15 protein-coding genes are annotated in these 14,034 nt (G+C 41.9%); 1 reads left to right on the forward strand and 14 read right to left on the reverse strand.

Features of this window, described 5'->3' with window-relative positions; genetic code table 11:
- Window positions 1-29: 29 nt before the first annotated feature.
- The 6 genes from IGI84_RS09420 to hprK form a co-directional block, all read right to left on the reverse strand.
- Window positions 30-710 (reverse strand): YtxH domain-containing protein, encoded by a 681-nt coding sequence (locus IGI84_RS09420; RefSeq protein ID WP_194194634.1) that lies wholly within the window; start codon window positions 708-710, stop codon window positions 30-32.
- A 14-nt stretch (window positions 711-724) separates the two neighbouring features.
- Window positions 725-1,150, reverse strand: coding sequence for a DUF948 domain-containing protein (locus IGI84_RS09425; protein WP_005235398.1), 426 nt, complete (start codon window positions 1,148-1,150; stop codon window positions 725-727).
- A 160-nt stretch (window positions 1,151-1,310) separates the two neighbouring features.
- Complete coding sequence (gene galU, locus IGI84_RS09430; protein ID WP_430600239.1) at window positions 1,311-2,228, reverse strand: UTP--glucose-1-phosphate uridylyltransferase GalU; 918 nt, start codon at window positions 2,226-2,228, stop codon at window positions 1,311-1,313.
- A gap of 17 nt (window positions 2,229-2,245) precedes the next feature.
- Window positions 2,246-3,274 carry an NAD(P)H-dependent glycerol-3-phosphate dehydrogenase gene (locus tag IGI84_RS09435; RefSeq protein WP_430600241.1) on the reverse strand — a complete coding sequence of 343 codons (1,029 nt, stop codon included), beginning with the start codon at window positions 3,272-3,274 and terminating at the stop codon, window positions 2,246-2,248.
- 75 nt (window positions 3,275-3,349) lie between these two features.
- The gene (gene lgt, locus IGI84_RS09440; protein WP_005235390.1) at window positions 3,350-4,180 is read right to left on the reverse strand and encodes a prolipoprotein diacylglyceryl transferase; all 831 of its coding nucleotides are present in this window, start codon (window positions 4,178-4,180) and stop codon (window positions 3,350-3,352) included.
- A gap of 14 nt (window positions 4,181-4,194) precedes the next feature.
- A complete protein-coding gene (hprK, locus tag IGI84_RS09445) occupies window positions 4,195-5,130 on the reverse strand; it encodes an HPr(Ser) kinase/phosphatase (protein ID WP_005235388.1) in 936 nt (311 codons plus the stop codon).
- 157 nt (window positions 5,131-5,287) lie between these two features.
- Here hprK and IGI84_RS09450 point away from each other — a divergent pair, with 157 nt between their 5' ends.
- The gene (locus tag IGI84_RS09450; protein ID WP_430600242.1) at window positions 5,288-6,988 is read left to right on the forward strand and encodes a M3 family oligoendopeptidase; all 1,701 of its coding nucleotides are present in this window, start codon (window positions 5,288-5,290) and stop codon (window positions 6,986-6,988) included.
- A gap of 62 nt (window positions 6,989-7,050) precedes the next feature.
- On the opposite strand, the gene IGI84_RS09455 is transcribed toward IGI84_RS09450, so the two are convergent.
- From IGI84_RS09455 to pstC, 8 genes are all read right to left on the reverse strand, one after another.
- A complete protein-coding gene (locus IGI84_RS09455; RefSeq protein WP_005225788.1) occupies window positions 7,051-7,410 on the reverse strand; it encodes a phage holin family protein in 360 nt (119 codons plus the stop codon).
- Entirely contained in the window at window positions 7,410-7,718 is a 309-nt protein-coding gene (locus IGI84_RS09460) for a PspC domain-containing protein (RefSeq protein ID WP_010748006.1), read from the reverse strand. Before IGI84_RS09460 ends, IGI84_RS09455 begins: the two co-directional genes overlap by 1 nt.
- 49 nt (window positions 7,719-7,767) lie before the next feature.
- Window positions 7,768-9,330, reverse strand: a complete 1,563-nt coding sequence (gene liaX / locus IGI84_RS09465) for a daptomycin-sensing surface protein LiaX (RefSeq protein ID WP_194194637.1) — start codon at window positions 9,328-9,330, stop codon at window positions 7,768-7,770.
- Window positions 9,331-9,862: 532 nt separating this feature from the next.
- Window positions 9,863-10,540 (reverse strand): phosphate signaling complex protein PhoU, encoded by a 678-nt coding sequence (phoU, locus tag IGI84_RS09470; protein WP_008378477.1) that lies wholly within the window; start codon window positions 10,538-10,540, stop codon window positions 9,863-9,865.
- Between the two features lie 11 nt (window positions 10,541-10,551).
- Entirely contained in the window at window positions 10,552-11,310 is a 759-nt protein-coding gene (gene pstB / locus IGI84_RS09475; protein ID WP_077454322.1) for a phosphate ABC transporter ATP-binding protein PstB, read from the reverse strand.
- Between the two features lie 31 nt (window positions 11,311-11,341).
- Window positions 11,342-12,148: a phosphate ABC transporter ATP-binding protein PstB gene (gene pstB / locus IGI84_RS09480; RefSeq protein ID WP_005225783.1), complete on the reverse strand. Its 807-nt coding sequence runs from the start codon at window positions 12,146-12,148 to the stop codon at window positions 11,342-11,344.
- A gap of 13 nt (window positions 12,149-12,161) precedes the next feature.
- On the reverse strand, window positions 12,162-13,046 hold the full coding sequence (gene pstA, locus IGI84_RS09485) for a phosphate ABC transporter permease PstA (RefSeq protein ID WP_077454323.1): 885 nt from the start codon (window positions 13,044-13,046) through the stop codon (window positions 12,162-12,164).
- Window positions 13,046-13,966, reverse strand: coding sequence for a phosphate ABC transporter permease subunit PstC (gene pstC / locus IGI84_RS09490; protein WP_077454324.1), 921 nt, complete (start codon window positions 13,964-13,966; stop codon window positions 13,046-13,048). The genes pstA and pstC overlap by 1 nt, the downstream gene beginning before the upstream one ends.
- Between the last annotated feature and the right edge of the window lie 68 nt (window positions 13,967-14,034).

Here is a 14,034-nt window from a genome sequence, read left to right on the forward strand (position 1 = left end):
CTTTTAAAGCAATCAAGTTTTATCCTTACTTATGCTTCTGGGTTGTTTTTTTCTAATGTGTCTTTTAATTCTTCTTTCGCATCTTCCAAGTCAGCTTTGGCTTCTTTCGTTTCTGCTTTCGCTGTTTTTTTGGCATCATCTGCTGCTTTTCCAGCTTCTTTTTTCAAATCAGCAGCTGCTGCTTGACCATCTTTTTTGGCTTCTTCGACAACAGGTTTCGCTTCTTCTGCCCCTTCTTTGACAGTTTGTTTCATATCTGCTGCAGAAGATTTTGCATCAATGATGATATCTTGGACTGTATCATCTGCATCTTCTTTGGCATCTTTGGCTGTTTCTTTTACATCGCTCGCCGATTTTTTGAAGCGTTCTGATAGATCCCCTGCTTGTTTCTTTAATTCTTCAATAGTTTCTTCTGAAGAACCAGCTGCTGTTTCTTTTAAGTCATCAACTTTCGCTGTTAAAGAACCGGTAAAATCAGATGCTTGCTCGCTTAATTTTGCTGCTTTATCTTTAGCGATATCAACAAGATCCGTACTTCTTTCCTTGGCTAAATCACCATAATCAGATGCTTTATCTAATAAATCGTCTGCTTGTTTTGCTAATTTATTTCTTAATGTTTTACCAGATTCTGGCGCCAACAAAAGTGCTGCTGCTGCTGCCGCTGTTCCTCCGATGATTGCTCCTAATAAAAATCCGCCTTTTTTACTCATTGAAAGTCCTCCTTTTATTTTTGGTTATTTTTGTCTTTGAAAAATTTCATGGCTGTTTGACCGACTTTTCCAGCTACCGTTGCTTTGGCAGTCGTCCGGCCAAGACTACCCACACGCGTAATTAAATTTTTTCCAGAAACATTTAATTCTGAAACACTGGTACTTAGATCTGCGACTGCTGTGAACAAAGGATCGATGGTTGCGACTTTTCCGTTCACATCTTGTAAAAGCTCATTCGTTTTTACCAATAGACCTTCAACCTCTTTTGAAAGAATATCAACATCTTTGGTAATGACACGGATGGTTGTGTTTGCCTCTTCAACCGTTTTGTCGACTTTTGTCATTGTCTTGCTGACTTGCATCAACAAACGAACGACGAAAATAACCAGTACGACAAATGCGATCGCAGCAATTAATGCAGCTAGTTCTCCTCCTGACATAGAATGGCTCCTTTCCCCATTTACTTATATTAAGAATAGCATTTCACTGCACTTTCTACAAATAAAAGACTGCATTTTTAAGAAAATTATCCGCTTTCAACAGGAAATAATAAAAAAACAAAGCAATTTCATCAGAAATTGCCTTGTTTAGGAGTTTGTGTTATTTTTTTGACGCGTTCGGTGCTTCTTTGACTTCTTTTTGAGCCGGAGCTAGTTCTTTTCCTAACTCGATCAAATACTCTTTCAAGCTGTCTTTGACTTCAGGGTGCACTAGACCATACTCAATACTTGTTTTTAAGAAACCGAATTTGTCTCCTACATCGTAACGTTTTCCGGTAAATTGATGGGCAAAGACGCGTTGGGTTTTGTTTAATGTGTCGATGGCATCCGTCAATTGGATCTCGCCACCAGCACCTGGTTCTTGATTGGCTAAAATATCAAAAATTTCAGGGGTCAGCAAGTAGCGGCCAATAATCGCTAAATCACTTGGCGCATTTTCTGGCGCTGGTTTTTCAACAAAGTTTTTGACATTGAACAAGCCTTTTTCAACTTCCATACCAGGATCAATGATTCCGTATTTTGATGTATCTTCATGAGGAACATCCATAACAGCGATCGTTGAGGCATGCGTTTTTTCATAATTATCGATCAGCTGTTTGGTCAATGGCACTTCATCTTCCATCAAGTCATCACCTAGCATGACTACAAATGGTTCGTTGCCAACAAACGCACGGGCTTGTAAAACCGCATGACCTAGTCCTTTCGGATGGGACTGACGAATGAAATGAAGATTTACGTCCGTTGTTTCTTCCACTAATTTTAAAAGCTCTGTCTTGCCTTTTTCTTTTAGATTCATCTCTAATTCTAAATTGGCATCGAAATGGTCCTCGATCGGACGCTTTGCTTTCCCTGTTACGATCAAAATATCTTCGATTCCTGATTGTAAAGCTTCTTCCACAATAAACTGGATCGTTGGTTTGTCAACGATCGGCAACATTTCCTTTGCCATTGCCTTTGTAGCTGGTAAAAATCGGGTACCTAGACCGGCTGCTGGGATAACTGCTTTTTTGACATTCATGTGACTCGCTCCTTTAATCATAATGATTGATCTGCCGTAAATTCGTTTTCTTCTTTGCCGTCTCGCAGCATAATATCTTTCGCTGCTTGCTTGATGTCTTTGCCTTCATACAAGACCGAATAAATGGTTTCTGTGATTGGCATTTCCACCGACAAAGCTTCTGCTAATTCGCGGGCAGCTTTAGTGGTTGAAACTCCTTCAACGATCATCCCCATATTGTCTAACACTTCATCTAAGCTATGGCCTTTTCCTAATAGGTTTCCGGCACGCCAATTCCGTGAATGGACACTGGTACACGTAACGATCAAATCGCCAACCCCACTCAATCCGATAAAGGTTAAAGGATTGGCACCCATTGCCACACCAAGACGACTGATTTCTGCTAACCCACGTGTCATGATCGCAGCCTTCGCATCATCCCCAAAGCCCAGTCCAGCAATCGCACCGGCACCAATAGCGATGATGTTTTTCAAAGCGGCACCAGTTTCGACACCGATCACATCGTTATTGGTATAGATTCTAAAGTAATCATTCATAAACAGCTCTTGTACATATTTAGCAGCCGATTCATTTTCTGAAGCTGCCGTGATCGTGGTGATATCATGGACAGCGACTTCTTCAGCATGTGATGGTCCTGACAGGACAACGATTTCTTGGCGTTTATCAGCTGGGATCTCTTCAGCAAGTACTTCTGAGATTCGTTTATGGCTGCCTTGTTCTAATCCTTTTGAGGCATGGATGATAACTGGTTTGCCGGTTGTCTTTTCAGCGAACTCTTGTGCCACGGCACGAATCGCTTTGGTTGGTACCACAAACAAGACAGCATCTGCTCCTTGGATCGCCTCTTCTAGATTTTTGCAGCCTAAGATATTTTCAGGTAATTTCAAATCAGGCAAATAATGCCGATTGGTATGATACGTATTGATTTCATCGATTTGGGCGGGATTGTTCCCCCAAATAGTCACTTCATGTCCATTTTCGGACAAAACTTGTGCCAAAGCAGTCCCCCATGATCCGGGACCTAATACGGCGATTTTCTGTTTCACTATGGAAACCTCCTCTATCCTTTTCGCAAATTCATGCACTTTATCATTTTACCATAATTTCAATAAAATAACTGTTTAGATAATCGTTTGGTTTTTGCCAAAGCTACGGTTGTAGTCTTTTAAGGTTTGGTTTTTCCGGCGCCAGATCAATAGCCCGATCGCTCCAAAGAATAATAAAGCGGAAAGTGCTTGTGACACACGGATATCCCCAAATAAGTATAAACTATCGGTGCGCATTCCTTCAATAAAGAAGCGTCCGAATCCATACCAAATCAAGTAGCTTAAGAAGACTTCGCCTTCTTTTAATAACCCGGTTTTCTTACGCAAGAAGATCAAAACGATAAATCCAATCACGTTCCAAACCGATTCATAAAGAAAGGTCGGCTGCCGATACGCTTCATCGATATACATATTATCAATAATAAATTTCGGTATATACAAACTTTCTAAGAAGGAGCGGCTGACTTCAGCTCCAAATGCTTCATGATTCATGAAGTTGCCCCAACGCCCGATCCCTTGTGCCAATAGGACACTTGGTGCAGCGATATCTAAAAAGGTCCAGGGAGAAATAAAATTTCGTTGGCAGAAAAAGTACAGCCAGATCCCCCCGGCGATCAAAGCGCCGTAGATGGCGATCCCACCAGAGCGAATATTGAAAATTTGACTTGGGTCATCAATGTAGTATTGCAAGTCAAATAGAATATAATAAAGCCGCGCACCAATGATCGATACTGGCAATCCAATCAACATAAAATCAGTCACATCATCTGGCTTGAGCCCGACACGAACCGCTTCTCTCGTACTTAACCACATAGCAATGATCACACCTGATACGATAATGATCGCATACCAATAAATCGGCAAACCAAATAGTTCAAATGCGACTCGATTTACTAAACCTAACATCTATCTTATCCTCTCTAGTTTCCAGAATTTTCTTCGATCAATTGCGTCAATCGATTTTCAAAGGTCTTCGTTGCATCGTAGCCCATCGTTTTCGCTCGGAAATTCATGGCAGCAACTTCGATAATAATCGCAACATTTCGACCCGTTTTTACCGGGATTTTGATTTGTGGTACATCGACGCCACCAATTTCAACCGTCGTATCATCGGTTCCTAGTCGATCATACTTTTTGTCTTTCGCCCAAGCTTCTAAATACACCGCTACTTGAACCTGCATATACCCTCGTACGGCACTGGCACCAAAAAGATTCATGACATCGATGATCCCGATTCCGCGGATCTCGATCAAGTGCTGCAAGATTTTCGGCGGTTCCCCTACCAAAGTCAATTCATCTTGCTTATACACGTCCACCCGATCGTCAGCGATCAACCGATGCCCACGTTTGATCAACTCTAATGCTGTTTCGCTTTTCCCAATTCCGCTATCGCCTTGGATCAAAACGCCTAAGCCATAGACATCCACTAATACCCCATGAACACTGGTTCTTGTTGCTAAACGCCCATCGAGAAAACTGGAAAGCTCTCCTTGCAGACGTGACGTTGAGATGGGCGAACGTAGAATCGTGATCTCATGTTCTTTGCAGGCTTGAATCATTTCTGCTGGCACTTCCAAGCCGCGAGAAACGATAAATCCCGGTGTATCATCGGCACACATTTTGCGCATCACCATCAAGCGTTCTTCTGGCATCATTCGTTCCGCAAAGGTGATCTCTTTGCTGCCGAATAATTGCAGACGATCATGGGAATAGTAATTAAAATAACCCGTCAATTCCAAACCAGGTCGGGAAATATCGCCGGTAATGATTTCTCTTTCTAAACTGTTTTCAGTTCCTTCCACTATCTCTAAATTTAAAGCCTCCGCCAGCTCGCTGACTTTGACGGTTTCTGCCATAGGTTTTCCCTCTTTTCTCAATGATTCTTGTCGCTGCTTCTTGTAAACGACACTCTGGTTCTATTTTATCATTCTATCAGTAAAGTTACTACCTTCGCCAATAGAAGTCCTCATTCTTTTTCGTTTGTGTTATTATTTTACTAAGGAGGGATTTTTAATGAAATTTTCAGCATACACGTATCAACGCCCTGATTTTCCAGTCTATCAAGAAACATTCAAAAAAGCCTTAGCAAACCTTCAGTCAGCCGATACCTTCTCGGAGGCGAAGCAAGCCCTTGATGCTTTGAACGAACTAAGAGGAACGATCGATACTGCAATGAACTTGGCTTCGATCCGCTATTCGATCGATACCAACGATGCCTTTTATGAAGCAGAAGACACTTTTTGGAATGAATACCAGCCTCATTTTGAAGCTCTGGATTTTCAATTCTATCAAGCACTCCTGGCTTCACCGGTCTTAGATGAATTAAAAGCCGAATATCCAGAAACACTTTTTTTGTTTGCCGAAAGCCGTGTGAAGCTTTTTGATGAGTCCTTGATCGAATTGTTTCAAAAAGAAAACCAATTGGCTTCTGATTACAGCAAATTGGTCGCTTCTGCGCAAATCGACTTCCAAGGAGAAACCTATACCCTCGCACAACTGCGACCATTTACCGAAAACAAAGATCGCGGCGTTCGAAAAGAAGCGTTTGAAAAACAAACGGCTTTCTTCACGGAAAATGAAGACCGTTTTGATCAAATTTATGACGAGATGGTCAAGGTTCGTACCGAGATCGCCCGCAAGCTCGGCTTTGAAAATTACGTTGCCTTTGCGGATACCCAAATGAATCGTTGGGATTATGATCGTTCAATGATCGAGACCTATCGTCGGGAAATTTTGGAAAAAGTCGTCCCAATCACCCAAAAACTGTACCAAAGACAGGCACAGCGTAATCAATTGACTCAGGCAACCTTTACCGACCTGCCGCTTGTTTATCCTAGTGGCAACGCAGAGCCTAAAGGAACTCCTGAAGAACTAGTGGAAAAAGCCCGTGTGATGTATCAGGAACTATCCCCTGAAACTGGCGAATTTTTTGATTTTATGGTCGAGCATGACCTACTTGATCTACTAAGTAAAAAAGGCAAACAATCTGGCGGCTACTGTACGTTTATCCAAGACTATCAATCGCCATTTATCTTTGCCAACTTTAACGGCACTTCGGGTGATGTCGATGTTTTGACTCACGAAGCTGGCCACGCCTTTCAAGCCTTTCGTTCTCGTTGGATCAAAGAACCGGAAATTCTCTTTCCCAATTATGAATCTTGCGAGATCCATTCAATGTCGATGGAGTTTATCGCTTGGCCATGGATGGACGCCTTTTTCGAAGAAGAAACAGAAAAATACAAATTTGCGCATCTTGCTAGTAGCCTGCAATTTCTGCCTTATGGCGTTTTAGTGGATCACTTCCAACAAGACGTTTATGAGCATCCTGAGTGGTCACCAGCACAGCGCAAAGCCCGTTGGCGGGAATTAGAGCGCCAATATTGCCCAGAACGGGATTATTCAGAATATCCAGACCTTGATCGTGGCTTGTATTGGTTTAGACAAGGACATATTTTTGAATCACCTTTCTATTATATCGATTATACATTGGCGCAAGTGTGTGCGTTCCAATTTTGGTATCGATTCATCGTGGCAAAAGACGAAACCGCTTGGCAAGATTATTTGGCCATCTGCGAAGTCGGCGGCACGAAAACATTCCTTGAGATCCTGGCTCTTGCTCATTTGCGTTCACCTTTTGAAAAAGGAGCGCTTGATGAAACGTTACAGGCAGTAGATACGTACCTGGCAGCCATCAAAGAAGAACAGTTAAACTAAAAAAAGACGTTTCCGTTTCTCCACTAGCTTCTTAGTTAGTGGAGAAAACGTGAAACGTCTTTTTAACGTGAATATTTTTCGATATGGTGTTCGGTCACGATCATATTGATTACTGACATGATCAACGCCACTAAGAGCGCAGCCCCAAACGAGGAGAAGCCGAAGTTGGCTGACCCAACAAAATACGAAGTCAAATTCAGCATGAGCGCATTGATCACAAAAGTGAAGAAACCAAGCGTCAGTAAAGTCAATGGAAATGAAATGACGATCAGAATTGGTTTAATCAAAGCATTCAGGATCGACAGCACGAAACTGGCGATCACTGCAGTCATAATGCTTTGAACGTGGATCATATTTGGTAATAGAACCGCCAATGTGACAAACGTCAGGGTATTCATGATAAGCCGTTGAAAATAAGACACTAGAAGTCACTCCAGTCCTCATCCTCCACCTTTTCCGCTTCTTTACGGGGACGATTTGCTTCATTGTATTTGTTTTGTTTGTAGTAGTGATTGTCGTGGCCATATCCTGAGGTGCTCTTGCGTCCTGAAGGAATCAAGACCGCCATGATGATATATAAAGTGATTCCAGGAAACGCAGCAGTCACTAAAGATAGAAAGACATAGATCACGCGAACGATGGTTGGATCGATTCGCAAGTATTCTGCCAGCCCCCCTAGAGTACCTGTAATGACAACGTTGTTGGCTGATTTTGTTAATTTTTTGTTCATTTATCTACACCTTCCTTCTTTTCTTTAATGAGTGTAAACCCAGCGATTCTTATTTATCTGTATCTTTGATAAAGACATTTCCTGTTGTTGTGGATAGATCGATTTGAGCGACTTTATCGGCAACCCGACGGAATTGCAATAGTTGGTTTAGGCGTTCTTTTTTCTCACGCACAACTTCCATCTCGCTTAAACGATTGTTGATGCTACCTAAACTTGTTTTAGCGATCCCTTCAAAACCGATTCCTGTCGGTAATGCTACTTTGACATTCCCATTTACAGAACTGGCGTTTAATTTTTGGACCGTTTCTTCTTTATAGGTCACACGGATATTACCGTTAACTAAAGAAATGCCGGTATTTTGTGGCGTTGCTGTCAACGTAACGTCGCCGTTCACCGTTTCGATGATGGCATCTAAAATCTCACCCTCTTGAACAGTGATCGTTCCATTCACGCCTTCAATCTCTAACATCGATGCATTTACTTTGCGGAAATCGATATTGCCGTTTGTTGATTTTGTATAGACATCTTTTGCATCTAATTCATTGAATGTAACATTGCCGTTCAATAGTTTTACTGCCACATGATCATAGGTGCGTTTTGGCAAGTAGAAAACGAGATCGGCACGAATGCGTTTGTTGGGAATTTGGAAAGAGATGCGTTCATCATCAACATTGATTTGGCTTCTTGCTTCAAAAGCATCGAAAGGCTCCGCCGCATCCATTTTACCATATAGTTTGATTTTGGCATCTACTTTTACACCTGGTTCATCCCATAATTGGAAGGAAACATTGCCGTTTGCTAATTTCACATCGATCAATGTCGCTGCCGTTTCGTCATAGCTGAATGTGTGCTCAAATTTTGTCGCTGCAACACCGGGAACTTTTAAGTTGATGTCTTTCCATTCCATGTTGTCATTGACTGACTCTGTCACTGCCCGAACCGTTTTCTTCAAGAAATGTCCGAAGTGTGTGCTGGCATCGACCATTTTTTCACTTACTTGATTGATAGTATCGGTCGCTTGTTCTTTCCAATCTTCTGGAATATCTAATTTTTGAGAGATTTTCTCTTTCGTTTGAGACCATTGGTCTTTACGAATATTTTTTAGTTTAGCTTCCAATTCTGCTTTTTCTTCGGTTAAACCATCTAAGGTTTCTTCTAAGCCAGTGATGGTCGCTTCTGTTTCATGACGTGTTGCCAATTCATCTTCTGACAATTGATCCAATTCTTCTTTGGTGTTCAATTGCATCAGTGTTTCTTGTGCTTCTTTTAATTCTTCTTTGACACCAAGAATTTCAGCATTGATTTCGTCCAACTCAGCAGATGCTTGGTTGGCTTCTGTTGCTAAGCCATCGAGAATCTTTTCAAGATTTTCTTTGTCTTGTGCTTCGTTTTGACGAAGCTTTTCTTCGCCGTCAAACGTGAACATCTCATCGTTATTTTCAGTATCATCAAATGGGCTTGTCGCATTCTTATCCGCGGTTACCTCAGCAGCAGCTTTGTTAATTTGTTTTTCGTCTTTGGCTTTTGCCATACCTTCTAGTAAATCTAAGGCTTCTTCTGTAGAAAGCACACCTTTTTTTACTAGATCCAATATACGTTCTCTTTCGTTCATGGAAATTGCCTCCTTCAGCAAATGTGTGATTGCAAGTTTAGCTTACGAACCTATTATGCCTTGTTTTTGCGAACGTGTCATAGGTCTTAAGTACCAAGTTTTTCTCAATCTGCAGATTGGCAAGCAGAACCGGCACTTTTTCTTGATTACTTTAGGCACAAAACGATCTTCCTTATCTTAACAATATCACGAAAAACCATTGGAAACAAAAGTTTCAGCTAGTAACAACTCTGAGGAATAAAACTGCTACTGTGAAGGATTTTCGAGGTCATTCACAACCGTTTTTTCCGCTGTTGGCCGCTACTCAATCAATAATCGACTTTTCAATGCATGGAAGGTCAAAAGCATGCTTACTTCTGTAACTCTTAGTAAAAAACTAACGATCCTTTTCAATGAATCATAATTATCCGTAGCATTTGCTTCACATCAAAAAGACCGCCGAGAGAAGTTGTTTCCCGAAGGTCAACTTCTTTCGTCGGTCTGTCCCATCTCTAATAAAAGAGATAAGTGATCAAGAATCTAAGCTGGTTTCTTAAATCATTTCCGTACGGTTGGTATTCAATTCACTGATTTTCCCAGTAGCAAGATACACGATCCATTCACAAATATTTGTTACGTAGTCACCGATACGTTCTAGGTACTGAGCAACAGATAAATAGTCGGTTCCACTAACAACGGTTTCCGGATTTTCTTTCATACTCTCGATCGTTTTGTAATAGATATCTTTGTAATACTCATTGACCCGATCATCCATTTGGGCGATCATACGGGCATCTTCTTGGTCGGTTTTTACATAGGCAACTAAAACATTATCGACCATTTTCTTGACATAATCCGACATATCAGAAATTTCTTTTTCGATTTCGGCGATCCGTGTTTCACCTTTGACCCGAATCGTTGACTTCGCGATTGATACTGCATGGTCTCCCATTCGTTCCAAGTCAGAGCTGGCTTTCATTACAGTAATGATCATTCGTAGATCGGTGGTTACTGGTTGTTGCAAAGCAATCATTTCAAAGCTCTTTTTCTCCAAACGAACTTCCATATTGTTGATCGCCAAATCATTTTCGATCACTTCTTGAGCAATTGCTTTATCATGTCTAACATATGCTCGTACGGATTTGTGGATCGCACTGCTGACTAGCATACCCATCTCATAAAATTGATTGTGTAGATTTAATAATTCTTCTTCAAACTGTGTACGCAACATCCCTTTTCCTCCTAACCAAATCTTCCTGAGATATAATCTTCTGTTTCTTTTTTGCTTGGACTTAGGAACACTTTTTTCGTGTCATTGAACTCGATCAAGTTGCCGTCCAAAAAGAACGCGGTTTTATCTGAGATTCTTGAAGCTTGTGACATGTTGTGAGTCACGATGATCATGGTATAGCGTTCTTTCAGTGCCAAAAGGGTATTCTCGATTTTCCCAGATGAAATTGGGTCTAACGCACTGGTTGGTTCATCCAGCAAAATGATTTCTGGATCGACAGCCAATACCCGAGCGATACATACCCGCTGCTGTTGTCCGCCGGATAAAGATAGCGCACTTTGGTGAAGTTTATCTTTGACATCTTCCCAGACAGACGCTGCTTTCAGGCTTTCTTCCACTGTTTTATCAAGAATCGCTTTGTCGGTGACTCCTTTTAATTTTAACCCATAAATCACATTTTCGTAAATTGAAAAGGGAAATGGATTCGGTTGTTGAAAAACCATCCCGATTTCTTTACGCAAATCAACGATGTCTTGCTTCGGACTATAAATGTCTTTCCCTTTATAGACAACACTTCCTGTAATTGTCACACCAGGGATCAAATCATTCATTCGATTAAGAGAACGCAAGTAGGTCGATTTCCCACAACCTGAAGGTCCGATCATCGCAGTGATCTCGCCTTGTTTGATGGAAAGGTCTATTCCTTTTAATGCTTCTTTTTTTCCGTAGTATAAATGCAGATCTTTCGATGTAATAATTTCTTCTGCCATTGTTTTGCCTCCGTTTACTGATCGAATCGGCTCAGCCAAAGTGACCGGATACGTAATCTTCTGTTGCTTTAATTTTTGGACGAGTAAATATCTTACGGGTCTCATCGTACTCGATCGCATTTCCTAAGTAGAAAAAGGCAGTATAATCGCTGATCCGAGCAGCTTGTTGCATATTATGGGTCACGATGATGATTGAATAGTCGTTTTTCAAGTTGATGAGGGTTTCTTCCACTGTCCCGGTCGAGATGGGGTCAAGGGCGCTGGCTGGTTCATCTAGAAGTAAGATATCTGGTTTCATCGCAATGGCTCGAGCGATACACAGACGTTGCTGCTGTCCACCAGACAATGCCAAAGCACTTTTGTCTAAACTGTCTTTTACTTGATCCCAAAGAGCCGCTTGTTTCAAGCTGGTTTCGACTGCTTCATCCAATTTCTTTTTGTTTCTTTCTCCATGACGGCGTAAAGCAAAGGCGATATTGTCATAGATCGATTTACTGAAAGGATTTGGTCGTTGGAAAACCATGCCGATCCGCTTGCGCATTTCGAAGACATCGACTTCTTTTGTATTGACGTCGACTCCTTTATACATGATGTTTCCTGTGACTCTCGTGTTTGCGATCCCGTCATTCATTCGATTCAAAGAACGCAGATACGTTGATTTACCGCAACCGGAAGGTCCGATCAATGCGGTGATTTTGTTTTTTTCAAATTGTAGATCAATGCCTTTGATGGCTTCATTTGATCCATACCATACATGCAAGTCAGTGGTATAAAGCGCCACATCTTCTGGTTTATCGAAGGTAATGATATTTCGATCGTCCCAATTGTAATCGTTCATACTGTCATTCTCCTTATGCTGACGTCATTTTCTTGTACAACCGTTTGCCAGCTGCACGGGCGCCAAAGTTAAATAGCAAGACGGCAATGATCAATACCGCCGAAGCCCCGGCTGAAACTTGCGCGCCATCAGGCATCGTACCTTCTGTATTGATTTTCCAAATATGGACTGCTAGCGTCTCCGCTTGTCGGAAAAGACCGATCGGGCTGGAAACACTCAATGGATTCCAGTTTGTAAAATCAAGGGCCGGTGCACTTTGTCCTGCAGTGTAGATCAGCGCTGCCGCTTCACCAAAAATCCGACCAGAACTTAGAATGACCCCAGTCAAAATCCCTGGTGTTGCTTCTGGAACAATAATGCGTGTGACAGTTTCCCAACGTGATAAGCCTAAAGACAAGCCCGCTTCACGCTGCGTGTAATGAATCGCTTGTAGAGATTCTTCCACATTTCTCGTCAATAGTGGCAAATTAAAGAAAGTCAATGCCAAAGCACCTGAAATGATTGAAAAGCCATAACCAAACTGGATAACAAAGACTAAGAAACCAAAGAGACCGACAACCACAGAAGGCAGTGAACTCAAGATTTCGATTGATGTCCGAATGATATCCGTCAACCAGTTTTTCTTTGCATATTCGGATAAGTAGATCCCTGCTCCTAAAGAAATCGGGAAGCTAATGATCATTGTTACTAAAAGCAAGTAAAGGGAATTGAACAATTGGATGCCGATCCCGCCGCCTTCTTGGTACGCTTTTGAAGAAGAAGTCAGAAACTCCCAATTGATATGGGGAACCCCCCGAACCAAAATGTACAGTAATAAGGAAGCCAAAATCAATACAATGATGCCAGCAACGGCATACAAGACGCCGGTAGCAATTTTATCTGAACGTTTCGCATTCATTATTTCAAGGCTCCTTTCTTCCCAATAAAGCGAATCACAATGTTAAACAGTAAGGACATCAATAACAAGATCAAGGCTAATGACCACAAGACGTTATTTTGGACTGTCCCCATGATCGTATTTCCGATACCCATCGTTAGGATAGAAGTCAATGTTGAAGCTGGTGTCACTAAGCTAGTTGGCATCAATGCCGCATTACCGATAACCATTTGGATCGCCAATGCTTCCCCAAATGCGCGAGCCATTCCGAAAACAACCGCTGTTAAAATACCAGGAACAGCTGCTCGTAGAACCACTTTGTAAATCGTCTGCCAGCGCGTTGCACCTAAAGCTAACGAAGCTTCACGGTAATGCCGAGGGACTGCCCGCAGCGCATCGACCGTCATCGTAGTCACTGTCGGTAAGATCATGATAAACAGGACAAAGGTCCCCGCCAAGATCCCAAACCCAGTACCGCCAAAAACGGAGCGGACTGCTGGTACAACGACAGACAAACCGATAAAACCATAAACTACAGAAGGAATACCGACTAAAAGTTCGATAACCGGCTGCAAGATCTTCTCTCCGTTACGAGGGGAAATCTCCACCATAAAGACGGCTGCACCAATGGCAAAAGGTGTTGCAACGATTGCTGATAGGAACGTTACGAAGAACGAACCAAGAATCATCGGTAAAGCACCAACTAAAGGTTGGCCATCAGGACCCACAGCACTTGGATTCCATTGGGTACCAAACAAAAAGTCAAACACATTGACTTTGTCTACAAAGAATGTCGCTAATCCTCGGCTAGCAACGAAATAAAAAATGGAGATCACAACCAATACAATCAACGCGATACATAGAAAGCTGACCAGCTTTCCTCTTTGCTCCATTCTTGCGCGCTTAGATTTTTTTGTTAACACTTCTTTTACATTTTCCACGAGGGTTCCTCCTCAAAAATCAAACTAAACTCATAACCATTAGTTTATCGGTTCAACATCAATTTCTG

The sequence above is a fragment of the Enterococcus sp. DIV0008 genome (genome assembly GCF_050542615.1).
Lineage (GTDB): Bacteria > Bacillota > Bacilli > Lactobacillales > Enterococcaceae > Enterococcus_D > Enterococcus_D innesii.